At 54.3% G+C, this 25,618-nt stretch carries 21 protein-coding genes and 1 pseudogene; 17 read left to right on the top strand and 5 right to left on the bottom strand.

All coding sequences use genetic code 11. The annotated features are described in order from the left end of the window. Positions 1 to 32 precede the first annotated feature (32 nt). From NITLEN_RS14495 to NITLEN_RS18585, 10 genes are all read left to right on the top strand, one after another. A complete protein-coding gene (locus NITLEN_RS14495) occupies positions 33 to 1,082 on the top strand; it encodes a polysaccharide deacetylase family protein (protein WP_121990346.1) in 1,050 nt (349 codons plus the stop codon). Positions 1,083 to 1,214: 132 nt separating this feature from the next. Continuing rightward, complete coding sequence (locus tag NITLEN_RS14490; RefSeq protein ID WP_146216208.1) at positions 1,215 to 2,339, top strand: carboxylate--amine ligase; 1,125 nt, start codon at positions 1,215 to 1,217, stop codon at positions 2,337 to 2,339. Next, positions 2,336 to 2,986, top strand: a complete 651-nt coding sequence (locus tag NITLEN_RS14485; RefSeq protein ID WP_121990344.1) for a low molecular weight protein-tyrosine-phosphatase — start codon at positions 2,336 to 2,338, stop codon at positions 2,984 to 2,986. Before NITLEN_RS14490 ends, NITLEN_RS14485 begins: the two co-directional genes overlap by 4 nt. Further along, on the top strand, positions 2,983 to 4,128 hold the full coding sequence (locus NITLEN_RS14480; protein ID WP_121990343.1) for a glycosyltransferase: 1,146 nt from the start codon (positions 2,983 to 2,985) through the stop codon (positions 4,126 to 4,128). The genes NITLEN_RS14485 and NITLEN_RS14480 overlap by 4 nt, the downstream gene beginning before the upstream one ends. After that, positions 4,115 to 5,497 (top strand): O-antigen ligase family protein, encoded by a 1,383-nt coding sequence (locus tag NITLEN_RS14475; protein ID WP_121990342.1) that lies wholly within the window; start codon positions 4,115 to 4,117, stop codon positions 5,495 to 5,497. Before NITLEN_RS14480 ends, NITLEN_RS14475 begins: the two co-directional genes overlap by 14 nt. A 120-nt stretch (positions 5,498 to 5,617) precedes the next feature. After that, positions 5,618 to 6,781: a glycosyltransferase gene (locus tag NITLEN_RS14470; protein WP_146216207.1), complete on the top strand. Its 1,164-nt coding sequence runs from the start codon at positions 5,618 to 5,620 to the stop codon at positions 6,779 to 6,781. A 94-nt stretch (positions 6,782 to 6,875) separates the two neighbouring features. Then, positions 6,876 to 8,909: a Gfo/Idh/MocA family oxidoreductase gene (locus NITLEN_RS14465; protein ID WP_121990340.1), complete on the top strand. Its 2,034-nt coding sequence runs from the start codon at positions 6,876 to 6,878 to the stop codon at positions 8,907 to 8,909. 11 nt (positions 8,910 to 8,920) lie between these two features. Next, a complete protein-coding gene (locus NITLEN_RS14460; RefSeq protein ID WP_121990339.1) occupies positions 8,921 to 10,138 on the top strand; it encodes a glycosyltransferase family 2 protein in 1,218 nt (405 codons plus the stop codon). After that, complete coding sequence (asnB, locus tag NITLEN_RS14455; protein WP_121990338.1) at positions 10,074 to 12,077, top strand: asparagine synthase (glutamine-hydrolyzing); 2,004 nt, start codon at positions 10,074 to 10,076, stop codon at positions 12,075 to 12,077. The genes NITLEN_RS14460 and asnB overlap by 65 nt, the downstream gene beginning before the upstream one ends. Positions 12,078 to 12,092: 15 nt before the next feature. Continuing rightward, complete coding sequence (locus tag NITLEN_RS18585; RefSeq protein WP_121990337.1) at positions 12,093 to 12,638, top strand: DapH/DapD/GlmU-related protein; 546 nt, start codon at positions 12,093 to 12,095, stop codon at positions 12,636 to 12,638. Between the two features lie 390 nt (positions 12,639 to 13,028). Here the strand turns inward: NITLEN_RS18585 and NITLEN_RS14445 are convergent, their stop codons facing one another. Further along, entirely contained in the window at positions 13,029 to 13,235 is a 207-nt protein-coding gene (locus NITLEN_RS14445; RefSeq protein ID WP_121990336.1) for a transposase, read from the bottom strand. A gap of 194 nt (positions 13,236 to 13,429) precedes the next feature. On the opposite strand from NITLEN_RS14445, the gene NITLEN_RS17930 reads away from it, so the two are divergent. From NITLEN_RS17930 to NITLEN_RS18915, 3 genes and pseudogenes are all read left to right on the top strand, one after another. Continuing rightward, on the top strand, positions 13,430 to 14,056 hold the full coding sequence (locus NITLEN_RS17930; RefSeq protein ID WP_146216206.1) for a hypothetical protein: 627 nt from the start codon (positions 13,430 to 13,432) through the stop codon (positions 14,054 to 14,056). Between the two features lie 216 nt (positions 14,057 to 14,272). Continuing rightward, positions 14,273 to 14,755, top strand: coding sequence for a glycosyltransferase (locus NITLEN_RS18920; protein WP_121990335.1), 483 nt, complete (start codon positions 14,273 to 14,275; stop codon positions 14,753 to 14,755). Between the two features lie 85 nt (positions 14,756 to 14,840). Then, positions 14,841 to 15,805, top strand: a pseudogene (locus tag NITLEN_RS18915) (IS3 family transposase). Between the two features lie 241 nt (positions 15,806 to 16,046). Here the strand turns inward: NITLEN_RS18915 and NITLEN_RS18335 are convergent. From NITLEN_RS18335 to NITLEN_RS18910, 4 genes are all read right to left on the bottom strand, one after another. Continuing rightward, positions 16,047 to 16,178 (bottom strand): transposase, encoded by a 132-nt coding sequence (locus NITLEN_RS18335; RefSeq protein WP_219999464.1) that lies wholly within the window; start codon positions 16,176 to 16,178, stop codon positions 16,047 to 16,049. Between the two features lie 133 nt (positions 16,179 to 16,311). Next, positions 16,312 to 16,842, bottom strand: coding sequence for a polysaccharide lyase (locus NITLEN_RS14430; RefSeq protein ID WP_146216205.1), 531 nt, complete (start codon positions 16,840 to 16,842; stop codon positions 16,312 to 16,314). A 301-nt stretch (positions 16,843 to 17,143) separates the two neighbouring features. Beyond that, positions 17,144 to 18,028, bottom strand: coding sequence for a heparin lyase I family protein (locus NITLEN_RS17925; RefSeq protein WP_146216204.1), 885 nt, complete (start codon positions 18,026 to 18,028; stop codon positions 17,144 to 17,146). Positions 18,029 to 18,121: 93 nt separating this feature from the next. Next, entirely contained in the window at positions 18,122 to 19,687 is a 1,566-nt protein-coding gene (locus tag NITLEN_RS18910) for a BACON domain-containing protein (RefSeq protein ID WP_425464146.1), read from the bottom strand. 1,166 nt (positions 19,688 to 20,853) lie between these two features. Here NITLEN_RS18910 and NITLEN_RS14415 point away from each other — a divergent pair. The 4 genes from NITLEN_RS14415 (at position 20,854) to NITLEN_RS18720 (ending at position 25,616) form a co-directional block, all read left to right on the top strand. Then, the gene (locus tag NITLEN_RS14415) at positions 20,854 to 22,149 is read left to right on the top strand and encodes a nucleotide sugar dehydrogenase (protein WP_121990330.1); all 1,296 of its coding nucleotides are present in this window, start codon (positions 20,854 to 20,856) and stop codon (positions 22,147 to 22,149) included. A gap of 419 nt (positions 22,150 to 22,568) precedes the next feature. Beyond that, entirely contained in the window at positions 22,569 to 24,737 is a 2,169-nt protein-coding gene (locus NITLEN_RS14410) for a secretin N-terminal domain-containing protein (RefSeq protein ID WP_181416883.1), read from the top strand. After that, positions 24,734 to 25,240, top strand: a complete 507-nt coding sequence (locus NITLEN_RS14405; RefSeq protein ID WP_181416882.1) for a type II secretion system protein — start codon at positions 24,734 to 24,736, stop codon at positions 25,238 to 25,240. The genes NITLEN_RS14410 and NITLEN_RS14405 overlap by 4 nt, the downstream gene beginning before the upstream one ends. Continuing rightward, positions 25,215 to 25,616 (top strand): prepilin-type N-terminal cleavage/methylation domain-containing protein, encoded by a 402-nt coding sequence (locus NITLEN_RS18720; protein WP_121990327.1) that lies wholly within the window; start codon positions 25,215 to 25,217, stop codon positions 25,614 to 25,616. Before NITLEN_RS14405 ends, NITLEN_RS18720 begins: the two co-directional genes overlap by 26 nt. Positions 25,617 to 25,618 lie beyond the last annotated feature (2 nt).

Genomic DNA, 25,618 nt, shown 5'->3' with positions numbered 1-25,618 from the left:
GAATGATCTGATGGCGCAGCGAGGGTGATGGTGTGATCGCACGTCTCAAGGCCGCAACCTGGAGGGCATTAGGCGGATTCTATTCTGTTTCCGGGCTTTCACGGTTCCGGCATCAGGGGCGCGTGATTGTGCTGACCTATCACCGGGTAGTGCCTCAGAAGGTGGTTGAGCGTCAGCACATTCAGCCTGGCATGTATATGCTGGAGGAGTCGTTTGCTGCTCACATCGCCTATTTTCGTGAGCACTTTACCATTCTCTCCTTGGATGAGCTGCTGGAGCTATGGCGGACGAACCAGTTCAAGCGCGATGAGCCCTACTGTGTCATCACGTTTGATGATGGATGGAGGGATAACTATCAGTTCGCCTTTCCCATCCTGAGAAGGTATGCGGTTCCGGCGACGATCTTTCTTGCGACCGATTTCATTGGAACAACTCGATGGTTTTGGCCCGATCGAATGATGTTGGTTTTGGAGCGGGCCAGAGTGCAGACGAGTGGCTCGACTATCCGTGATGAAGTATCAGCGATGTTGGCCGATGCAGTCGGAGTCCGTCTGTCCGCTGATGAGGGGAGTTTTCTGTCTCTGCAGTCAGGCCGGCCGATTGACTCCGGTGCGATCATTGAACTCTGTAAAGCAGTAGAGGTCGAGGAGATTGAAGCTCTCATCGACCGTCTCGGTCATGTCCTTGGTATGGACCTTCTTTCGGAGCGGGTCCTTCTTGATTGGACTGAGGTGCGCGAGATGGCCGCTCAGGGCGTGTCCTTCGGATCGCATTCCTGCTCGCACAGGATTTTGACTGCCATTCCGTTGCCGGAGGTCAGTCGCGAGTTAATCGAGTCACGAAATACGATGCTTCAACATGGAGTCACGCCATCCTCGGCATTTTGCTACCCCAATGGGAATTTCAATCCGAGCATTCAGAAGCTGGTTGGGGAGAGCGGGTATCGCGCGGCTGTTGGTTGTGAAATTGGCCTGGAGGGTGTTTGCCCAGAGGATCCGTACGCATTGAAAAGGGTCAGCCTGCATGAGGACAGTAGCTCATCAGACTCATTACTCGCGTTGGCGCTGTCCGGTATTCGCTAAGCCGATGGCGGAGTCACGGATTTGTAGAGGACCAAAATCGTAATGGAGTCGAAGTCTTGCGTACTAGTAACAGATGGTCAGGAGCGTGCCGCTCTTGCGGTGACCCGAAGCTTGGGGCGGGCAGGCATCCCGGTGGTAGTTGGATCAGAAACGCTGAAGTCCTTGGCAGGGGTTTCGAAATACTGTCATCGGACCTGGCAGTATCCGTCGCCGCTGGGAGATCCTTTCGGGTTTGTGGCGAGCTTGATCGATGCGGTCGGCCGGTTAGGCATTACCGCTATTATGCCGGTAACGGACTCCACAACTCAGGTACTCGCAGCCAAACGAGATCAATTTCCTGCTGCTGTCTTAAATGCTGTCCCTCCGCTGGAAAGTTACGAATTAGTATCTGACAAATACCGGTTGATGAAAGTTGCCCAAGCGTTAGGCGTGCCGATTCCCACAACGGTCTATGTCCCCGACGGGGATCTCTCGTCCGTGCTCGATCAGGTGACATCATTCCCTGTAGTGGTCAAGCCGGGGCGATCGCTGTTGATGACCGACCGTGGATGGGGCAAGACCAGCGTGCATTTTGTGTCATCTGCGGAAGAGTTGATTGATCTGTATCGACGGGTGCCCTATTTGAAGAATCCCTCGCTCATTCAGCAACGGGTTGAGGGGGAGGGCCAGGGAGTATTCGGGCTTTTTGATCATGGACGGCCCTGCGCGCTCTTTGCGCATCGGCGAATCAGGGAAAAGCCGCCGGCTGGTGGAGTGAGCGTGTTGAGAGAAAGCATCGAACTCCCCAAGCCCATGACCGACTACGCGGTCAAGTTATTGGAACATGTGAAATGGCATGGAGTGGCAATGGTCGAGTTCAAGGTTGACAAAGCATCCAAGATCCCGAGACTCATGGAGATCAACGGGCGATTCTGGGGATCCTTGCAGTTAGCGATTGATGCGGGACTCAACCTTCCCTATCTCCTCCATCAGATCCTGAGCGGATCGCCGGTGGCTGTACCGAATAATGCCTATCATGTCGGGACGCGATCCCGCTGGCTCCTGGGAGATCTTGATCACCTGTTGCTGCGGTTGACACGGTCGAATACGGCTCTCCATCTGGGGTCAGAGGCCCCATCCCGGTGGCGTTGCTTGGCTGATTTTTCGAGGCTGTTTCAGAGAAATTTGCACTATGAAGTGGAATCGCTAAGCGATCCTCGCCCGGCATTGATGGAATATCGTGCGTGGATTAGCCAGTTAGTAGAAGGAGCTCGATGACCATGGGTGACACGCCAAGTGTAGGAGCGCATTGCTGGACTTTTCTGCGGGCGCTTCGTGCGACGGGGGGATATATCGTCGGCAAGCTGAACTTCATTCGTCATCCGTATGAGCGGTGGGCGACGGTCCGCTTGCCGGACTCCGTGCAGTCTGTCCTCTTTGTCTGCAAAGGCAATATCTGCCGGAGCCCCTTGGGCGAGGTGTGTCTGCGTGCGCTTGCCTTGCAAGCGGGGCGACCACTCACCATCAGTTCGGCGGGACTTGAAACAACTCCTGGGAAACCCGCCCATCTTAAAGCTCAAGCCACGGCGCTCGAACACGGGCTATCGCTTGAGAAGCATACGACGACCCAAGTGCACGCGGAATTACTCGAGAAGTCAGACCTGATTGTCGTTATGGAGGTGGCTCAAAAAGATCGGATTCATGGGCTGTACCCAAAGGCGATCGGGAAGGTTGTCTTATTGGGTCGCTTTGATTCTACCGGTCCTCTTGAAATTGCAGATCCCTACAGTGGGACCAATGAAGATTTTCGGTCCTGTTATCAGCAAGTAAAGCGATGCTGCCAGGCTCTGGCTGTCCGATTGGATATGAGAGCCGGCGATCAGAAAGCACGCCCGCTATTTTCAGATACCTCGGCAGTTAAATGACAGTCGGCACACATAGGACGACGGTGCTGCATCTGTCGACCAGCAGTGGCCCCGGCGGAGCCGAACGAATGATCAGCACGCTTGCGGCGGCGTTGAATCAGGGCCAAGTGCGAGTCATTGTCGGACTGTTTCGAGCAGGCTGGTTGCAGACGGAGTGTGAGCGCTTCGGGGTTAGAACCATCGTCATCCCAATTGCGGGAGTCTTAGGTCTGCAATGGTTCTTGGGATATTGGGAGCTGATCCGTAAGGAACGGGTGGCGCTCATTCATGCGCATGAGTTCAGCGCGATCATGTGCGGTTGGATTCTGGCTAAGATGGCAGGTGTGCCGCTTGTTGCGACGGTGCATGGGAAGAATTATTTCTGGGAGAAGTGGCGCCGGCGAGTGGCCTATCGACTCGTCAGCCGGTACGGCAGCCTGGTGGCGGTGTCGGCAGACTTGAAGCGGTTTATCTGTGACAAGGTGGGTATTGAGGAGGGGCGGGTTCACGTTATCTATAACGGTGTTGCTGCGGCCCAGCCGGTTGCAGATGAAGAGGCTCACACGTGCAAGGCGGAGCTTGCGATTGTCGGACGCTACCCTGTGTTGGGGGTTGTCGGCAGTCTCTATCCGGTCAAGGGGCATCGGTTTCTCGTCTCGGCGATGCCGGAGATCATTCGGCGATGGCCCCGCGCGGTCTTGTTGGTGATTGGGCGAGGGGAGCTGGAAGCCTCGCTTAAGGCGCAAGCAGAGCAGCTGGGCATTGCGGACAATATTCGTTTCTTGGGGATGAGATCGGACGTTCCGAGACTCCTGTCAGTGTTGGATGTGTTTGTCTTGCCCTCATTATCTGAGGGGTTGTCCTTGGCGTTGCTTGAGGCGATGGCATCCGGACAACCGGTGGTGGCGACCGCCGTCGGTGGGAATCCCGAGTTAGTCGATCAAGGCCAGACGGGATTTTTGGTTGCTCCTGAAGATGCCGGAAGTTTGGCCATCAAGCTGGTTGAGCTCTTAGAGGATCCTCTCATGATGCACCGCTTCTCTGCGCAGGGAGCAACACGGGTTCGTGAATTGTTTAGTTTGGAACAGATGGTGATTCAGTATCGAGCGCTATACGCGAGTCTTTCGCCTGGTAACGGTGAGGGGAGTCATGAAGGGGTTTGAGGCTGGCGGAGCATCACTTACTGCAACGCCCAAATGGAAACCGAAGGGGCTCGCACCTCTGCGTCAAGCTCAGGAGAGCAAGGCCGGATTTTACCTTGTGCTGGCGTACCTCCTCTTTGAGTTCGGTCGTCCGCAAGAAATAATTCCTGGGCTACGGGCCATTCCATTCGGAACGGGCCTCTCCGTCTTAATCCTTTTGAATGTGGTGATGTCTGGGAAGCTGGACTTTTCTAGAGTGCAGACCAAATTATGGATCCCACTATTTGCGGTTATGGTGGTTCACGTGCCGCTCGCGGTGAATAACTATTGGGCGCTGATGACCTTTAAGGACATGTTTCTTTTGTTTTGTGTCTATCTCGGTATCGTGATCTTCGTCAACTCTCTCGAAAGAATGATGACGGTGATGAAGTTGTGGATGGGAATTCATACCTTTCTCGCCATCATGGGGATTGCCAAGGGCGGAGTCGGTATTGGGGCATGGATGGGTGACGAGAATGATTTCTGCATGGTCATGGATATGGCCGCGCCGTTCGGGTATTTCCTGTTTTTCGGTGCGGAGGGAATGTCGCAAAAGCTGAAGTATTTGGGGATGCTGGGAACATTTATTCTTGCTGCAATGGCCAGCTTGTCGCGCGGTGGGTTTATCGGATTGGCTTCAGTGGGAGCGTATTGCTGGTATCGGTCACCGAAGAAACTGAACGCATTAATCTTAGTGGTCGTCGCAGTTGTGTTTATGTTGATTCTGGCGCCTGACAAATATTGGGATGAAATGAGCTCGGCAACCAGCGAAGAGACGATGGCAATAGGGACAGGCGCTGAACGGCTGTATACCTGGGGGATTGGGGTGGAGATGTTCTTCTCGAATCCGATTATAGGAATCGGACAGAGTAATTTCCCGTGGACCTTCAATCAGTATGAGGCTGGCCGGACATTCAATACGAAGTCGATCGCGGGCCGCCAAGCCCACTCTGCCTGGGTTACCCTTCTTTCAGAATTGGGACTCGCGGGGATTCTGATTATCGGCGGAATGTTGCTCCAGTGCTACAAGGATCTGAAGTTTGTAAGGACTAAGTTTACGCCTGCGTTGTCCAGGCAAAAGCATGGCCAAACAATTGGTGCAAAAGAAGACATTCGTGTGTATCTGGCCATGGCCATGGAAGGAAGCTTGATTGGGTTTATCGTGAGCGGGGTGTTTATTTCGACTCTCTGGTATCCCAGCTTGTGGATTATGATGGGGTTGGTAGTAGCCCTCAGGAATATTGCTGATGGCAAACCTTCAGATCCGTCGGTGCCAGTTCTACAGCGTGGGGGTGTAAGCGGAAACCGCTTGGCCACAATAGGTCAGGGACATATCTCCCGTCCATGGTGAGCGCATCAAAATTTCGAGTGTTTTCGTGATGTTCCTATCCGTGGGCAGCCCATTCCGGTCCTCAGTTGGGGGAAAGGGGAAGTGCTCAATGTACTGTACCATTTGTATGTATAGGATTAGTTGCTCGTCCTCACTACGAATATGTCTCAAGTAAATCGTATTTCGGTCTGTCATGTGGCGGTAGGAGATCTCTGGGCGGGAGCTGAAGTGCAGCTCAAGGTGCTGCTCTCGAAGCTTGTGCTGAGGCCGGAGTTGAACCTATCCGTCATTCTGTTTAATGGCGGGAGACTGTGCAAAGAAATTGAGGCACTTGGTGTTCCGGTTACAGTCTTTCCTGAGGCTGAATGGGGAAGTGGCAAGTTATTCCTGGAGTTGGCCCGCAAGTTCAAGCAGTCGAATGCGAAGATCATTCACACGCATAAATACAAGGATACGATTCTCGCAGCACCGGCTGCTAAGTTGTGCGGTATCCCGTACGTTGTTCGAACGGTGCATGGGCTCCGCGAACCATTTGAAGGCCTACGGGCCTTCAAAATGAGTCTCTATGAGTCGATTGAGCGCACGGTTCATCGATGGTGTGTGAATTCCATTATCGGTGTGTCATCGCAAATCGAACGCAGATACAGGGCTGAAGGAGCCGTTTCCAGAGTTGTCTGTATTCGAAACGGCATCGATCTAGACGGGAGGCCAACCCCAGTTGACCGGAACCGCATACGCAGGGATTTGGGCGTCGATACGGGGAGTTGCCTAATCGGCACAGTTGGCCGGCTTACGCCGGTGAAAGGCCTCTCTTACCTGCTTCAATCGATTTCCATTCTCCTTCGCCAGCGGGCGAATGTGAGATTGTTGATCGTGGGGGATGGAGTAATCCGCAAGGATCTTGAGGCGCAGGCGCGCGACTTGGGAATTAGCGAAAACGTTGTCTTTTTAGGACATCGAGAGGATACTGAAGAACTATTGCAGGCCTTGGATATTTTCGTTCTTCCTTCTTTGAACGAGGGCATTCCCATGGCGCTTCTCGAAGCAATGGCAGCGTCCCGGGCTGTCGTGGCAAGTCGAGTAGGAGGGATTCCTGAAATTGTTGAGGATGGAGTCGAGGGAATTCTCGTTGAGCCGATGGATGTGAACCAACTTGCTGAGAACTGCAGACGATTGATCGAGTTCCCAGAGACCGCCATGAAAATGGGTGAGCAGGCTCGGAAGAGAGTGGTGCAGGAATTTTCCGCGGCGGCCATGGCGGATCGGGTCGCAGGGCTCTATAAAGAACTGGTGATGTCTCGATGAGAGCGATAGATAGACTCAATAGTTTAGCGCGGAAAGATCGCGCCGATCTAGGTCTAACGCTGGCCGAACTCTATTCTTATCGGTTAGGTATCTTGTGACATCTTCTAATCCTAAAGCGTCACCGTCAAGTTCACTTCGCATAGCGCTGTTCGGCGCTGGCCGCCATGCTCAGCATCATGCCCGTGCCATCTTGAGATGCGCTGGTGTCGAACTGGTTGCGGTGGCCGATCCTTCTGATATTGCCCAGGCGGCGATGCGAAGCATTGTCCCCGGGATCAAGAGTTATGGCACCCCTGAAGAGTTACTAGCTGCTGAACGACCTGACGTGGTGCACATCTGTACGCCTCCGGCTTCCCATGGGCCGCTCGCGCTCTCAGCGCTGAAAGCTGGTAGCCATATCTACGTAGAGAAACCATTTACGGAGCGAGTCGAGGATGCACAACAGATTCTAGACGAAGCCCGGGCAAAGAATCTTCTGGTCTGTGCCGGTCATCAATTACTCTATGAGTTTCCGACTGCAGTCCTTACCCAATACCTGCCTTCCATCGGCCGGGTCGTGCATGTCGAGAGCTATTTTTCCTTTCGCACGGTTCGACATGCGCCGGGCGGGCGCACCGTGCTCCGTGCGGATCATCAATTGCTCGATATCTTGCCCCATCCGGTCTATCTGCTGCTGCGGGTCCTCGAACAGTCGGGGGATGGACGCATTGAGCTGGTTTCGCTTGAAGTGAGTCAAGCCGGGACGGTGCACGCACTGGTCCGGCGTGGTGGAGTGACCGGGACGTTGGTCGTGACACTCGAAGGCCGCCCTGTTGAAAGCTATCTGCGGGTGATCGGGAAAAACGGCTCACTCTTCGCTGACTACGTCCGGAGTACCACGCAGCGGGCTATCGGTCCGGGCTCATCGGGCGTCGACAAGCTCTTGGCTCCCTACCGACAGGCCTGGCAACTCCTGACGGGGACTACGTCGGCCATGGCGCGCCGGTTTCTCAAGAGCCAGCGCAGCTACCCGGGATTGGCCGAACTCTTTGCTGCCTTCTACGAGTCTGTGCGGACAAAAACCCCTTCCCCGCTCTCTCCTGAAAGTCTGCTTGAAACCGTTCGCATATGTGAGCGGGTGGCAGAGGCTCTCAAGGTCGGAGAGGCAAGGGCTTTGGCGTTGGCAGCCCCGAGGCCTGTCGATAGCCGGGGTGTGCTTGTGACAGGCGGAACCGGGTTTCTCGGGAAGGAGATCGTCCGTGCCTTGCTGGGGCGCGGTCGTCCTGTTCGTGTGGTGGCGCGACGCGAGCCTTCGCCATGGGAGCGGATTGCCGGCGCTGAATATGTTGTGGCGGATGTGGCAACAGGCGCGGGCGCGCATTTGTTCAAAGGAGTTGATACGGTCATTCATGCAGCAGCAGAGACTGCCGGCGGGTGGCCTGAACACCAGCGAAATTCCCTTGATGCCACTTCCCATATGGTCAGGGGAGCGGCTGCTGCCGGCATCGCGCATTTCATTCATGTGAGCAGTCTGGCGGTGTTGGCACAGGGGCAGGGAGGACCGATCGGCGATCATCATCCATTGGAGCTGAACAGCAAGGGGTCGGGGCCCTATGTGTGGGGCAAGCTGGAATCGGAACGGCGTGCCGTTGATTTGGGAGAGGAGCTTGGCTTGTCGGTCAAGGTGATTCGTCCTGGCGCCTTGGTGGACTATCGGGATTTCGATCCTCCAGGCCGTCTCGGCAAGCGGCTGGGAAATTTCTTTGTGGCGGTTGGTTCCCCGCGCGATAGGCTGGGTGTTGTAGATGTGGGATTTTCAGGTCGGTTCTTGGCTTGGATGACTGACATGTGGGAGAGCGTGCCGAGTCCGTTGAATCTGCTCGACCCCGTCTCGCCGACCAAACGCGAGTTGTTGGATCATCTTCGCAAAGCCAACCCGGATCTCACTGTGATCTGGCTCCCGACATTCGTGTTGGTGCCGCTCTCGTGGGTGGCGACTGTATTGCAAAAACTTCTTCGTCCCGGCAAACCTGCGATGAATGTGGCTAAAGTGTTCAGCGCGTTGCCATATGACACCTCAGCGATCGCCATACTGGCAAAACGCATGGATGGCGTGACGGACGCGCTCCCTAGTTCCCAGCTTCGGTAACTGTATAGTTCATGGCTACTATCATCGGGATATTGGTTCTTCTGGTATTGCTCCCTCTCACGCTGCTGGTCCTGTATCAGTGGTTCCTGGCCGTGAGTTCTTTTTTCTATCGTCCTCCCGCGAGTCATTCCGGGGACAGACAAGCCCGGTTTCTCATCTTGATCCCTGCCCACAATGAAGAAGTGGGAATCGCGAGTACATTGGAGAGTCTGCGCAATCTGAATTACCCATCCTTGCAGTATCGAATATTGGTTGTCGCTGATCGCTGCACTGACGGGACAGCAGCCGTTGCCAAACGTTGGGGGGCTGAGTGTTTTGAACGAGTCGACGGGCAGCCTGGAAAAGGGGCTGCGCTTGCCTGGGGTATCCAGCAAGCGCGGAGCGCTCGGATTGCTTTTGAAGCGGTGGTCATTGTTGATGCCGACACCCTTGCGGATCGGGACCTTCTCTTGGCGTTTAACGCGGAGCTTCAGGCTGGTCGACAGGTGCAGCAGGGCTATAACTACATCTCCAATCCCTGGGCCAGTCCATTTACCCGAATTATTGCTGTGACGGGTGTGCTGCGAAACGGCCGCTATTATGCGGGGAAGACGGCTCTCGGCCTCCAGGGAATGCTGACCGGTACTGGGATGTGTTTGAGCGCAGGGGTGCTTGAACGACGCGGGTGGACGGCTTTTTCAGTCGGAGAAGACTGGGAATTCTCGGTTGAGCTTTTGCTGGGTGGGGATAAGATTTACTTTAATCCTATGGCGAGGACCTTTGCCAAGGAATCCCAGTCCTTCAAGCAGGCTTCCCATCAACGATTGCGCTGGGCCAGCGGTCGCTATGCCGTCATGGGCAGCAAGGTCTGGTCGCTGATTAGGCGGGGGATCGCTGCAAGATCCTTTTCGTTGTTCGACTCCGCCGTGACGCTGGTCGCCCCCAATTACTCAAGCCAGGCTTCGCTCACGCTGTTGTGCCTCGTGGGAAGCGTTGTCAATTCGAGTGATCTGGTCTGGGGATTTTCCTTCTACTGGGCCGCGGGGCTTCTTGCAGCGATCGCTGGTTATTTTCTGCTGGGAGTATTCTCCACGGAATCACCGGGGAAAGCGCTGGCAGGGCTGGCGCTGGTTCCGGTCTTTTTGCCGTGGCGTCTAGTCATCGAGTTACTGGGAATGCTGGGGTATGGTCGGCGATCTTGGGGGCGAATCGCCCGCGCCGATGATTCTTCCCGGCACGTCAATCACTGAGGGATTGCTCATGTGCGGGATTGTCGGCAGTGTTCATGCAGAGCGCGGACAGATCGATCAGCAATTGGTCCGTCGGATGTGCGCGCTGATCCGGCGGCGCGGTCCTGACGACGACGGATTCTTCTTCGACGGGCAGGTCGGGTTGGGCATGCGCCGACTGGCGATCATCGACGTCAACAGCGGCCGGCAACCGGTCTTTAATGAAGATCGTACGGTGGCGGTGGTCTTCAACGGAGAGATCTACAATTACCAAGAGCTTCGGGAGGGCCTCTTAAAACGAGGGCATGTTCTGACTAGTCACTCGGATACGGAATGTATCGTCCATCTGTATGAAGACTTCGGTGAAGATTATGTCACGCATTTGCGTGGGATGTTTGCGATTGCCCTTTGGGATCTGCGCCAAAAAAAGCTGTTGCTCGCCAGAGATCGTTTCGGGATTAAGCCTCTGTATTATTGGCAGGATGGGCGAGATCTCTATTTCGGATCTGAGCTAAAGTGTCTGCTGGCAGTCGATCGCTATGAACGGCAGATGGATCTCCAGTCTGTCTCAGACTTTTTCACCTTCAAGTATGTGCCAGGGCCGCGAACTATCTATCGGGGCATCGCGGAGTTGCCACCCGGGCATACCGCGGTGTGGAAAAACGGAGAGCTGACGACACGGCGATACTGGCAGCTGAAGTATTCTACGGATCCCAATAAATCGATCGACTATTATCGTGAAGGTCTGCTGCATCATCTCGAAGAAGCAGTGCGTTTGCACCTGGTAAGTGAGGTGCCCCTCGGCTCGTTTTTGAGCGGCGGCATTGATTCTAGCGCCATCGTGGCGTTGATGGCCAAGATTTGCCCGGGAAATGTGAAGACGTTTACTGTGGGGTTTGGGGAGGGCCAGCCGGGAGCTGATGAGCGCCCCTATGCAAGAGCGGTTGCCGAGCTGTTCAAGACAGATCATTCAGAGTGTGTCTACGACAATCCTCAGACGCAAGTTGAATCGATTCTCCCCTTGATGCTTGAGGCTTTTGATGAGCCGTTTGCAGACTCTTCGATGATCCCCAACTATCTCGTATGTCAGGCGGCCCGGCAGTGGGTCACCGTCGCGATGTCCGGGATCGGAGGGGATGAGTTATTTGCCGGATATGAGCGATATAGGGGTGCCCTTGCGGCCAATACCTACCAGCGATTGCCCGGGGTGCTCAGGCATAGCCTTCGCGCGCTGATTCACTCGCTGCCGCAGTGGGATATGGCGGGGCTCTGGATTGATCGGATGAAGCGATTTGTCGATGGTGCGGCTCTGCCTCTGCCCGAACGGTATCAACAGTACCTCTCGGCGTTTACGGAGCCGGACAAGGCCAGCCTTTTTAGTCAGGATTTCTTGAATGAGCTGAGGAAGGCTCATGTGGGCAGCGCAGAGCTGGCGATGCATAAGGTCGAGCAATGCCGAGATCCGCTTGAATGGATCTTGCTTACGGATATGGAGACCTATCTGCCGGATGATGAGTTGCGGAAGGCAGACCGAATGAGTATGTGGCATTCGTTGGAAGTACGAGTGCCTTTTCTCGATCACAAGCTTGTCGAATTCGTCTCGACAATTCCCTCTGGGCTGAAGTTGAAGGGGTGGGAGAAAAAACATATCCTCATCAAATCGTTGGAAGGGATTCTTCCAGACTCGATCTTGCGTCGTCGGAAACAAGGATTCTCAATTCCACTCGGGGCCTGGTTGCGTGGGCCTCTACGTGAATTGTTATGGGCAAACCTTACTGGTGATGCGTTGCGAGACCTAGGGCTGTTTAACTTGCAGGCAGTTGAGCGTATGCTCGACGAGCATGATCGTGGTGTGAGAAATCATGAGACGCAGCTGTGGGCAGCAATGATGTTTGCTATCTGGCACCGGACATACATGAAGGTGGACGGATCACGTGCTGCTAACGCGACGGTTCTTTAGTAGCTAGGGGGGAGCATGCGTGAACTTCTGGCGTGGGTGCTAGCGAAGTATCATCGACGAGATCCAGTCGCTTGGTTGGTGAAGCAGGGGTTGGTGGTCGGTCATAATTTCGCCATGTTGGAGGATGTCTTCATTGATCCTAGCCACCCATGGCACATTGTAATCGGCAATGATGTGACGTTGGGGCCACGAGTGCAGATTTTGGTGCATGACGCAAGCACCAAGCGGCACCTCGGCCGGACACGAATTGGGAAAGTGGTGATCGGGGACAAGGTGTTTGTCGGAGCATCGAGCATCATCCTTCCCGGAGTCACCATAGGTTCAGACGTCATCATCGGAGCTGGAAGTATTGTCACCAGGGATATTCCTGTTGGGGTAGTTGCGGCGGGGAATCCAGCCAGAGTGCTGTGTCCTCTCAGCGAGTTTCTTGAGCGGCGGAGTGCGGAGGTGGCCTCTTCGCCTAACTTTGGAATAGAGTACACAATCCGAGGCAATATCACGGAGCAGAGGAAAGATGAAATGAATGCCATGATGAAGAATCGATTTGGATACGTTGTCTAAGCTGTATGTCTTTCACCTAACATTCCCCCAATTCCGTGGACACCTGGTTAAGCAACTGCCGTTCTCGCTTCATGCTGGTCGGGGAGTGATAGCCGAGGGATGGCCCTGTTTGACCAGTGCGTTCCAGATGCGGGGGATTGCCGTAGGTTTCCCGCGACTCCTGGTGGATCACTCGAATGGCCGAGAGCAGTGTATGCGTCTGGATGGACCTGGCACTCTCAGGTCGTGTCGCTACGCGCAATAGCCCGCCGTCGAAACGGTCAGGGCGCGGTACATCAGGCAGATCGGATAGCGACGGTCGTGCTCCTGGATCGCCCGGTATCTTATTGCGATTCCCTCGCGAAGAACGCTGCCGCACGTTCTGGAAAATCCCGCTCCTTCTTCAGGGGCTCATTTCCCCCGCTTCAGCCGGGCCAGTTCGTCTTTCGCGGCGCGCATCGACTGGCCCGTGCCGCCTTGGGATTCGACCTGCTGCTGTTCACTCCGCCACCGATACAGCACATTGTCTGAGATCCACAGGTCCCGCGCCATCTGTGCCACAGGCCGCCCCGATTCCCGCGTGAGGCGAACGGCCTCGGACTTGACGCGTCGGTAAATTGACGTCGTGTGGGTGTTGCCATGCGACCTCCCATTTCACCATTTTCCCACTTGTGGAGGTGTCTGTGAAATCAGGGGAAGGTCAGCCCCCTCTTAAGGCGGGCTGTGTTGTGACGCGTAAGCGTGTATCCTTCCCTCACTCATCGCATGTCAAATGTTGAACCTGCCTGTTTCTTTTCCTTACGATTCTCAAGATGAAAGTTCTTTGGCTTGGACATAATCTTGCCTTTCCTCCCAAAGGCGGGGCGCTGCAGCGCAACTATAATCTACTCTTAGAGGTTTCAAAGCAGTGCGAGGTACATGTCCTTGCATTTGATCAACCAGCCACGCGCCCCTCGACGGTAACCGCCGACGATTGCGTGAAGGCACTGACCAAATTTTGCGCCACGGTTGAATGGGTACAATTGTCTAGTCCATCATCAAGATGGCGGACTAGTTGCCGCATCTTGGGATCATGGTTTGGTTCCGATCCCTATGAAACACGTTGGCTCAGGCATTCAGAAATGGCTGACCGACTATATTCATTTCTATCTCATGTGTCCATTGACGGGATTCATTTTAACACCATTGGGCTTGCGCAGTATCTCCCTATCGTGAGACGGCTCGGGGTTAACAAACGTATGGCAGCCGTATTGAACCATCATGATGTTCAGTCCGCACAATTATTGCGACGAGCAGCCCATGAAACTAACTATCTGTCTCAGGCTTTATTGAAACGAGAGGCACGGAATGTACGTCGCGCCGAGCAGTTTTGGTGTCCCCTTATGGATCTCAATTTGACGGTTTCAGAGGAGGAAAAATCCCTCTGGATGACGCTGTGAATCATAGGGCAAAAGTAGAAGTTGTTCCCAATGGGGTGGACCCTACCTACTTCGCGACAAGGAGTGATCCCCAAGGAAAGACAATCATTTTTGCGGGAAATTAGACAAGTATTCAAATAAGTCAGGAATCAAGTACTTCTTCCAGAAAATATGGCCATTGTTGACAATCCTTGATCCGCGCATTGAGATCGCAGTCATGGGCAGAGATCCTCCCCTTTGGCTCAAGAAGTTAGGCAAGCTGATGGCCGTATCCATGTAACCGGCTTTGTCGATGACGTGCGGCCTTATTTCAAGAAAGCCGTAGCTTTCGTATGTCCGGTGTTTGACGGAGGTGGAACCCAACTTAAAGTTTTAGATGCTCTCGCTATGGGAGTTCCTACTGTGGCTACAACCTTTTCTGTGATGGGCTTGAATCTTAAACATGAAATCCATGTGCTCTTAGGTGATACACCCGAAGAATTTGCCCGTCACGTTATGTCTGTAATAAGTGATGTTGAGTTGCGATGCCGCCTTACGGCAGCAAGCGCACTGCTCGTTCACGAAGCGTTTTCGTGGTCACAGATTGGCCCAAAGATTAACGCTGCATATCAACAGGCGTTTGACAGCGTCCAACCGTGCGAAAGCGTTCCGGGGTACAAATTCGCAAACGATTCGGACGTGATTTTTTCGAGGCAGCCTAGGCTTATTAGGTGGGATTAGGCCAGAACTTCCATGCAAGCATTCCTGAGCGAGGCTCAAAAAAGTGGGCGCCTTCAACCGATGATCTGAGGTTGAAAGGTGTGGGATGGAACGGTTACCGCGGCAGAAGTATACGAAGGAGTTCCTGGAGCAAGCTGTGGGGGTGGTGCTCGATCAGGAGCTGACAATTCCCGAGGAGACAAGACGACAGACGATGTTAGAAAGACGCTCGCGAACTGGGGTGTTTCTGGCGTGGCAGGGGCGGCTGGCGGGGAAGTGTCCCGAAGCGGCTACGATGCCTGGCAGCACTAGTGTCCCTCGATACGCGCCCAGGAGAGTGCGCGGCTGGAAGTGGCGATCCAGGCTGCGCATGTGTGCACGCGTCAGACGTATGGCCCCGGAACGGCTGCAAGCCGAACTGCGTGAGGACGGTTTCCCGGCGGGTGTCGGCCGCATTAAGCGGCTGTGCAAGAAACTCGGGCGGCGCTGTTCCTGGTGCGCCGGTTCAAAACCACCACAAATTCGAATCCCGCGCTACCCGTTGTGGACAACCGGTTGGCTCAAACGTTTGCGACCATGCGACCGAATGAGACCTGGGTCACCGATATCACGCATGTTCTCACAGCGGAAGGGTGATTGTATGTAGCCGGGATCAAGGATCTGAGGTGATCGGCCATGCGAGGGAGGGCCGGATGACGACGGACTTGGTGAGTCAGGCCCTGGCATGGCGGTGGGGCGAAACGTCCGCGACCGGGACTGATTCACCACTCCGATCGCGGCTCGCAGTATTGTGCCCAAAAGTATCAAGATCGATTACGCCTGTTCGGCATGACCGCGTCCATGAGTCAGAGAGGCAATTGCTACGACAATGCCCCGATGGAAAGTGTTTGGGGCACGCTGAAGAACGAACTGGTACATCACCGGTGCTATGGAACGCGGGAATAGGCCCGACGGGAGATCGCGAAGTACATTGAGGTCTTCTACAACCGTCAGCGGCGCCATTCGAGACTGAGGAATCGCTCGCTGGAGGCATTGGCCCAACAGTGGGCCCGTCAACAGCCTGCGGCATGAGGCTGCAACGTATGGCGTCTACTATTGACGACCGAGCTCAATTTGCGAAGTCTGGCCCCTAGCGTCCTTGAAATAGCAAAGCCATATCGGGGGAACGCCGAAGAGTTCAATGTCTAGGGTATGCGGTTACCGGCCGAGTACAAGATCATGGGCACATTTGCCACCAGCCGTTTGAGCCGGGCATTTTCCTCTTTCACCGTGAGCGAGTTCAGCCGGTTGCGTACGTCCAGATGCGCATACGTCATTTTTCGGTGTAGAAGGTTACTTCGCCGATGCCGAGCTGCCGGCAGAGGTCGTCGATCGGAGTACTGCTTTTGGCTGGCCGGATGTCATAATCGATAATCTGCTCCTCGGAGAATTTCGACCGATTCATCGGTCCACTCCGTTAGTCGAGGACCGCCGAAGCCGTCATTCTACCCTGGTTGCAAGAGGCAGTCGTTTCCCAAGTAGACATCAATGGGAGCTGTAGTTGCCTACAGGCCACTTCCCCAGGGGGATCCCCGCTACTACCGGGCTGTAAAACCACTGGGAGTTGCCGGGGGGGTAGTATCGTTTGAAGGCGGCGGTGTTCCTGAGCAGCCGATGCGGGTGTCACCGACGGCCACGCGATCAAACCAAATTGAGCCTAGTCCAGTCTGTCGATACAGCCGATTGTTGTAGTAGAGAGCATTGTCCCCGGAAGCTCTGAATGGAATGCCTGTCTGATTGAGGACTTGCGTACCATTCACCCACGCTTGCTGCACGCCGTTTGCTATACCGGGAGTATTGAGTTGTTCATAGGTCTCGACGCAATACCAGGTTGCGTCTGACATCGTGAAATTCGCGTAGTAGACCGAGGTCGTGCCCACCGGCACATTTTGGTCGTGCACTTCGAGCTGCTTGCTGCCGCAACATCCCAGCGTCCACCAGTTGCTTGTCTGCCCATTGGTATCCGACCGCATCAGCTTCGTAAATACGTCAGACACAGTAAATCCTGAACTTAACCGGATATAGAAACGGCGGTAGAACGTCCCCGTCGGGGTGAACGTGCGATCCATGTATCCACCGCAGTTGTTCTGTGCACTGGAATCCGGATAGCAGACGGACGGATAATCTAACCGGACGGATCCGTTACCACTGAACTTCACGGAAGTATCAAATGACATGGCCCCAGAGATAAGGTTGTAGCCGGTGTTGCCGGACTCCATCTCATCATCCCAGAAGACGGCGGAATAAGAGATTATGGGGTGCCCTAGGATCAGCCCCGCAAGCAGAACCGTGAGGCCTGTGATTCTGAGATTGCTTGGCGATGGAAGTTTGTACGCTATCATGTGTTTCTCCTCACTGAACGCGAATTGGTTACCTTATAAACAGCCCATTAGGGGTTGGTGGTGGGACTAAGGATGGGACAGTGGGTTGGGGAGCCGGTGGAGCTGGAGCTGGCGGAGTGGGTACCAGCGGAGCGGGCGGCGGCGGTTCAACCTGTGGGGGTGTGCCCGAACAGCCGATTCGCTGATTTCCGACGGCCATACTATCAAAATACATTTCTCCCTGTCCGTATTGTGCGTACAGACGATTGATGGTGAATTTCCGGTTGGGGTCATGATTGCCGATCTGAGTTGCTTCTCGCAATTTCAAATTGGGGTAGTAGAGAACTTGCTGACCGTCTTTCCAGGCTTCGATGAGTCCGTCTGCGACACCTGGAGTATTGTGCTGGATATGGAGTTCCACGCAATACCACTGGCCATTCTGAAAGCGAGCGTTGCCTTGATTTGGATAGAAGACTTTCGTTCCGAGGGTGCCATCGGGCAGTAAGACAAGTTGAGCGTGAACATTAAGTTCTGGGTTGCCATTGGACATGTTCCACCAGTAGCTAGGGCCTGAGCCCGTTGCATAATCTGTGAATTCCACGATTTTGGTCTGATTCGCAACCGTAAAGTTGTCTAACCGAAAATAGAATCGACTATAAATATTGGTGGTAGATGGGAATTCGCGGTCGGTGAAAGTCCCTGCTTGCACATTTATCGAAGGGAAAAAAAGTCGCAGTGAATGGGAGCCATATGCCACGACACTGTTGGAAAAGTTCATCCCTCCAACTGCCGTATATCCTGTATTCCCTGGCTCGAGCCCATCTTCCCAAAATACAGCTGCATTCGACCATGATGGCGATACCGCCATACAGCTTAGGAGCAGGCAGGCAACTAGGCCTACAGTTTCTAAACGGCTGCTGCGAACACTTTCCATTCTCATATACCTTTCCTACGCTGTGAATTTTGCCCGAGTCCACCAGAGACATGGAAAGTTCTACCACACCTAACCTGGCTCTCAGAACGGTTATTAATAGACGCTCTTACTTGTTTCGCTCGAGTAGGGACTTTCATTCCCTGCCTCGTCATAGGCTGTGATCACGAAAAAGTAGGTGAATCCTTTCGCCAGACCGCTCGATACATATTGATTTGTTCCTGCTGTCAAAGTGGCGATGGGTGCGCCATATCCCCCCGAGGATGTCGCACGATACACTTTATATCCTGCGAGATCTGATTCGCTATTGGGAACCCAGGATAGTGTAACCGTTCCGGTCGTCGGTTGTGTAGCCGCCGCTATGGTCAATGTCACTGGCACCGCTTGAGGAGTGTTGGTAGCCCCGGATGCAGACACGGTAATGATGCCGCTATAGCTTCCTACCGCCAGTCCAGCAATATTGATACTCGCTACCACTGAGTTGCCTGATTGGGTTGCCGTGAGCCAGTTGGCGTTGTCTGTGACGGTCCATGTCAGGGTTCCTGTGCCGGTATTGGTTATTGCGAGGCTCTGCGTCGAGGGGTTGCTCCCTCCAGCGGTGGCATTAAACGAGAGATTTGTGGGGCTCATGCCGATGGTTGCTCGAGCTGCTGGAGCAGTTATCGTAAAGGTGATTGGCACATTTACGGTTGTGGATCCGGTAGCGTAGAGGGTAATTATGCCGTTGTAGGTGCCGGCAGTTAGGCTTCCGGTGATAGGACTAATCGTCACCACGCTATTTCCAGTACCGGAGGTTGGGGAATGCGACAGCCACGCCGAGTTGTTGCTGACGGTCCAAGTCAAGGTGCCGCCTCCAGTGTTTCTGATGGCCAGTGACTGTGGCGTTGGGTTTCCGCCTCCCTGCTGTGCGGTGAAGGTCAAGCTCCCAGGAGTGACCCCTATAGCCGGAGGAACCGCGGCCGCTGTGATAGTGAGCGAGACGGTCACGGTTTGGGGTGTGTTTGTAGATCCGGAAGCGGCAATCGTAATGGGAGAGCTGACAGTACCAGCGGATAAACCAGACGTATTGACCGCGACTGATATCGTTCCGGATCCGGCTCCCGAAGCAGGGCTCAGGCTGAGCCAGCTAGCGTTTTCAGTTGCCGTCCAGTTTAAGGTCCCACTCCCGGAGTTGGAAACGGAGATCGTCTTGTTTGCCGGGTTGCTCCCTCCCTGAATGGCCGAGAACGATAACGTTGTCGCGCTTAGGCCGATGGTGGGAGTGGGGGCAGCCGTGACGTCAAAGCTCACACTGACTGTCTGCGGAGAGTTGGTCGCACCGGTTCCGACGATGGTGATCAGGCCACTATGAGTTCCAACAGAGAGGCCGGCAGGATTTACTCGTACGCTTATCGAGCCGAGATTGGTCCCCGAGGTTGATGTGGCGCCATTCAATGTCAGCCAGGCGCTATTTGCGGATGCGATCCATGTCAGCGTTCCGGGCCCTGTGTTGGTTACTGTGAGGGCCTGGGCTCCCGGACTGGATCCGTTCTGAATAGCGGAAAATGATAAGACGCTTGGATTGCGAGTGAGTGTGGGGGTAACCACAGTTGGGTCAGGATCTTCTTCTTGATAGGCAACGATTTGTGCTGCCCCTGGGAGCTCGGACAGAAGCCGCTGCATTCGGCCAGGAGGGTTTGGTCCACGCGCTCCGGACGGAGTTGCCGCAGCAACTCTCGTCGATGGCTGCGCGCTTCCCATCAGTGCGGAAGGTGCTGCTGCTGCAGCGGTTACCGGTGTGGTCTGCATGAGTGCAAGCGGCCCTGCAATCGGTGCCGCGAAGCTGATCTGGGGAGTCTGCTTTTCTGATGCTACCCCTCTGGTCGATGTTGTTCCTGGCTCTGGGGGCACCGTCTTTACAGAGGGGGGGGTGTTGATAGCAGGTGTCGATGGGGCTTGATTCAGGGTAGCTGTGCCAATTGTCCCGGCCTCGCTGCTCCCCAAGAGGGCCGGGCGGCGGACCAGACGATGCGACTTTCGTGTCCCTGCCGGTGAAGATTTTACAGTAGGGGAGAGAGCTTTCGTTGACGAGTTGTGGGGCTGCAATGATGAATTCTCTTGAGTTATAGCGGCTGCGCCGGTGGCCATTGGTATCTGAGTCTCTATTGATATCAAACTAGCCAAAGTGATGCCGAGTAGTAACCGTTTCGATATCTTGGCGCTCAAAGGTTTCGTTGGAGAGTACATGGTAAGGGGCCTCCGTGTTGCTCGACCGCCCTGCGCGCCGACCATCTATCTCACGGTGGATGCTCGGCAACCGTAGGGAGTTAAAGCAAGATGGGTGCCCTGTTGAGGTGATTCAAGTGTTGTATTGATATCTTGTAGAGTCGGCGTGCTTTCAAATGGTTAGCCTCTCTGATCGAGGCAGGTGCTGAGCAGGGTGTTGCACTTATAAGGGCAGATGCGTAGGGAGGAGAGGACATACTTGAGCTTGTATTAGGAGAGAGGCTCTTTGGGTACGAGATCGCACGGAAGCTCCTTACGACCTCTACTGTCGGTTCGATTTTCCCTCTGTCCTCGTGTGGTTATCTCTGATTCAGTTGGAGGGTGGCTCCGTGGTGGTAGTAAGAAGGGGGGATCTGTTGTGTGGATCTTTCTTATTTAGGTGGAGGTTACGCAGATGTCCTGTTGTCTGGTGTTATACGTGAGCACAGTAACCGGCTGTGGTTTTCTGGACGTCTTCACGGCGTGTGGCCTGAAGGTATATCTAACCTTTGGAAAGAACCGCGTACTTTCTTGACTGGTTTTAGGGCTTCTGCCATGTTGCTTGAATATATTGGGGGGGATGTATGGGTAAAGAGCGGACTCGGTCAATTGCTGTCGTAGGGTTGGGGTATGTAGGACTTCCCATTGCCGTGGCATTTGGCAAGCAAGGGCCGGTGGTTGGCTTCGACATTAATAAGGCCAAGATTGATGAATTACGCCGTGGGGTTGATCGAACAGGGGAAGTTTCATCTGCTGACCTCAAGGCTTCGCAGGTGCAGTATACGTGGGAGCCGGCGGAGCTCAAGGCTGCTGATTTTATTATTGTCGCGGTCCCGACGCCTATCAATGAGGCGCTTCAGCCTGATTTTACAGCCTTGCAGAAGTCATCTGAGCTGATTGGCTCGAATTTGGCTCCAGGGACCATTGTTGTGTATGAGTCGACGGTCTATCCCGGGGCCACGGAAGAAGTGTGTTTGCCCATCCTCGAAAAAATGTCTGGGATGAAGGCCGGAGTCGATTTCAAGATCGGATATTCTCCGGAGCGCATCAATCCCGGAGACAAAGAGCATACGCTTGAGAAAATCATCAAGGTCGTTTCGGCTCAGGATGCTGAATCGCTGGAAGTTGTTGCAAAGACTTATGAGACAGTGGTGAAAGCTGGAATCCATCGTGCGTCAAGTATCAAAGTCGCCGAAGCTGCCAAGGTAATTGAGAATACACAACGCGACCTCAATATTGCGCTGATGAATGAGCTGGCGCTGATTTTTCATCGGTTGGGAATCGATACGAAGTCGGTCTTAGAGGCCGCAGGTACAAAATGGAATTTCCTGAGATTTTCACCTGGCCTCGTCGGTGGCCATTGTATCGGGGTTGATCCCTATTACCTGACGGCGAAGGCTGAGTCGGTGGGTTACCATCCCCAGGTGATTCTTTCAGGCCGTCGGATCAACAATGGCATGGGGAAGTTCGTCGCTGAACAGACAATGAAGCTTCTGAGTCAGCTTCCTCGGCCCGTCAATGAACTTAAAGTTGCAGTGCTTGGATTGACCTTTAAAGAGAATGTGCCTGACCTTCGCAATAGTAAAGTCCCGGATATCATCAATGAGCTTCGCGAGTATGGCGTGCAAGTGATTGTGCATGATCCGATCGCTGAATCGGAGGAAGCCGTGCATGAGTATGGGATCAAGCTGATCGATTTGAAACAGATCAAAGATGTTGATGGCGTAATTGTGGCGGTGGCTCACCGGGGTTTCCTTGAGATGGGGCTTAGTGAGCTGCTAAAGCCCTTGCGTGATCAGAAGAGTGGAGTCTTGATCGACGTGAAAAGCATTTTTGATCCTTCAAAAGTCCCTTCCTCAATAAAATACTGGCGTCTCTAGTTCAGTGGGGGGAAACCAGGGCGGCTTTCAGCCGCCCTACCCCCTCAATCATGCTTCAGCCAACGAGCGGGGATAGACCTGTAGGTTCCACCCTTCAGAGGGTCCATCAAGCTACTGCCTATTGACAAGATCTTTCTGAACTTCTCAATATGTAGTATAAGTACCGTGACGTGTCTGGTATCAAACTTCCATCATTCCGGGCTGTTCTTCTGAGGGGCTAAAGAAAGGCTGCTGGCGTTGTGATGCGAAGTCTACTGATTCGGGTCGATAGGTTTTCCCCCCACTCTGGGCAAGTTGCCTCATTGCTTCTGTCTTTTGTTCTTCTCTCAGGCTGTCTTGCCTCTCAGGATGCGAAGCGTGGTGATCAGCATCTGGCTGCCGGAAATTGGGAGGAAGCTAGTCTTGCCTACAAGGAGGCCTTGAAGAACGATCCATTTGACCCAGGGCTCACCGGCAAGTATGCGATGGCGCGGGAACGGGCAGCAGGCCTCTACCATGACCGTGGGCAGGCGTTTCTCAAAGAACGGCAAATGGATCTGGCGATTGAGCAGTTCAAGCGGGCGTTGACGATTGAGCCTGCCAATCTTGCTCATCAGGCCGGCCTGGCGGAAGCAACCAGATTGAAAGAGGCTCGCTCGCATTTTCGTGAAGCTGAACGGTTGGCCCAGCTCGGTCGAATAGACGAGGCGATGAGAGGCTATACCAGGGCTGCTGAGCTTGATCCTACGTTCAAGGATCCTCTTGAAAGCATCAGCCGATTGACGGAAGAGCAGCAAGCGTCCATGCGCAGCGATCGCTTGAAGCAGCCGGTGACGATGCGATTCAAGAATGCAGGGATCAAAGAGGTATTGGAGGGAGTGGCCAAGGTCGGCGGGTTTACTCTGATTTTCGATAAAGATGTTCGGAACGATCCGATTTCTATCGGGGTTCAGGATACGCCATTTGAGGATGCGCTGAACTTGATTCTGAACAGCAATAGCCTCTTTTCCAGGCAGGTTTCGTCCGGAGTTCTCATCATCAGCCCGAACACAAAGCAGAAGCAGGAACAGTATCAGGACCTGATGATCCGCACCTTTTATCTGTCGACGGCTAAAGCGAAGGACATGTTGGTGCTGCTCAAAAGCATGTTGGACTCCAAACGCATGCATGCCAACGAACAGCTCAATGCCATCGTGATTCGCGATCAACCGGAGAAGCTGGATTTGGCCGAGCGGATCATTCTTTCCAATGACCGGCAAGAGCCGGAAGTCCTGTTTGACCTTGAAGTGCTGGAAGTCAATCGTACCAAGAACCAGACCTACGGTTTGAATTATCCCAAGCAGGCCGGCGCCGGGCTCATTCCTCCTGGGTTTACGGGGGCCTTGGCGGCAGATCCTGTCCAAATGACGTATCGCCAATTGACGAGTCTTGGGCCGGACAGCTATCTGTTTCGTCTTCCCACAAGTGTCTTGCTCGATTTCTTCAAGCAGGAGTCTGATGCTAAGACGCTGGCTGCGCCAAAAGTGCGTGTGGTGAACAATAAGAAGGCTGAGATCAACATCGGAGACAAGCAGCCGATCCTCTTGTCGACCACCAATGTGTTGCCTGGGCAGGCGGCAACTGGGGCGGTGCCGACGACATCAACCGTCACGTCGATTGAGTTTCGGGACACCGGGGTCAAACTCACGGTGGAGCCATCCATCCGATTGGGCAATGAACTTTCCTTGAAGATGAAAGTGGAAGTGATCCGCATCGGCGATCAGGTGACCTTACAGGCCTCTCCACCGATCCAGCAATTCCGTTTCGGCAATCGTTCGGCCGAAACGACGCTCAATATGCGTGACGGCGAAACAATCGTCCTCGGTGGACTCATCCAGGAGGAGGATCGCCGGACTCGCGTGACCATGCCGTGGATCGGAGACCTCCCTCTCATCGGGAATTGGCTTAGCTCATTCAAAACGGAACGGATAACGACCGAAGTCATCTTGACGATTACTCCTCGCATCATGCAGTCCCCATTGGCGCCCGGATCAACTAACCAGGCCTTCTGGTCCGGGACTGAGACGAGTTATGCGACCACGCCGCTGTTCTCAAGCGCTCCGAAGAAGACGCTAGCGCATCTCTCCGGCAGCCAGACCGGACTCGGTTCACTCTCCTCGGTCGGTACACGTTCTAAGAATGATACCGCGTCAGCCGCCTCTCTGATGAAGGCCGCAGTCAGCGGCCCGGTTCTTTCCATTCGGCCCGGCGATACGGCGGTCCATGTCGGAAAAGAAATTAAGCTTTCGATCATGGATGGGCGTCTTCAGGCATCGGCCGATAATGTCTTCCTGTTGGAATATGATCCGCTGGTGTTGCACTTCAAACGAATTGGCGATGCGGAGTTGCTCGATGCGGCTGCTTCTGAAAACAATGGTGGGGGAGAGGATACGGGGAAGTTGACCTTTCGTCTGTCTAAGACAGACAGTCCTGCTCCTCGATCTGTGACGGTCACGTTTGCGGCTGTTGCCGTCGGGGTTTCTCCGGTGAGGGTCGAGCTCGTTGCGGGGGATCGAGAAGGTGCCGTACAAGCGACCGAAACCGGGACGGGAGTCGTGAGGGTCCGGTGAAAGAGTCGGGAGTCACGCTTCTTGAGCTTCTTGTCACCATGACGATCGTCGTGATTCTCGCCTCAATCGCAATGCCCCTGAGCAAGGTCACGACACAACGACGACAGGAAATCGAATTGCGCCAGCAGTTGCGGACTATCCGATCGGCCATTGATACGTTCAAGTTGGAATGGAATCGAGATGGCGATGCATTGCTCGGGCCTGTCTGTTTGAAGAACAAGCTGACCTGTAAAGATGTGACCAGCATCTATGGGTATCCCAAGACGTTGGATGCGCTTCTCGGGGTCAAGTTGACCGGGGAAGAAGCGACGGTTCGCGGGACGACGATGCGGCGATATCTTCGAGGCATGCCGGTCGACCCGCTCACCGGGAAGATCGACTGGATTCTCCGTTGTTATAAAGACAGTCCGAAGCCGTCCAGTTGGTGCGGCGAGGATGTTTATGATGTGGTGACCCAAAGCGAGGCCGTAGCGCTGGATGGAACGAAGTATCGAGATTGGTAGGCCTGGCGCACTCAACGCAAGAGGTTTTACCCTTATTGAGTTGATGATCGTGATTTCAATTATTGGAATTTTAGCCACGCTTGCGGTGCCGTCGTATCAGTCTTCATTAATCAAGGCGCGGGAGACCGTGTTGCGGCAGGATCTGTTCACTATGCGGGAACTTTTAGATCACCATCGGGCTGACCATGGGAAATACCCGAGCAATTTGGAAGGGCTTGTGGTGGCTGGGTATCTGCGGTCGCTACCCAAAGACCCATTTACGAGTTCCTCAACGACATGGCAAGAGATCATTGAGCCGACAGAGGGTGGCATCTTTGATGTCTATTCCGGGTCTGACCTTGTCGGAACAACCGGGACCGCCTACAATCAATGGTAATG

The sequence above is a fragment of the Nitrospira lenta genome, assembly GCF_900403705.1.
GTDB classification, from domain to species: domain Bacteria; phylum Nitrospirota; class Nitrospiria; order Nitrospirales; family Nitrospiraceae; genus Nitrospira_D; species Nitrospira_D lenta.
Note: the sequence above shows the minus strand (reverse complement) of the source record. Positions and strands in the feature narration are given on the sequence as shown.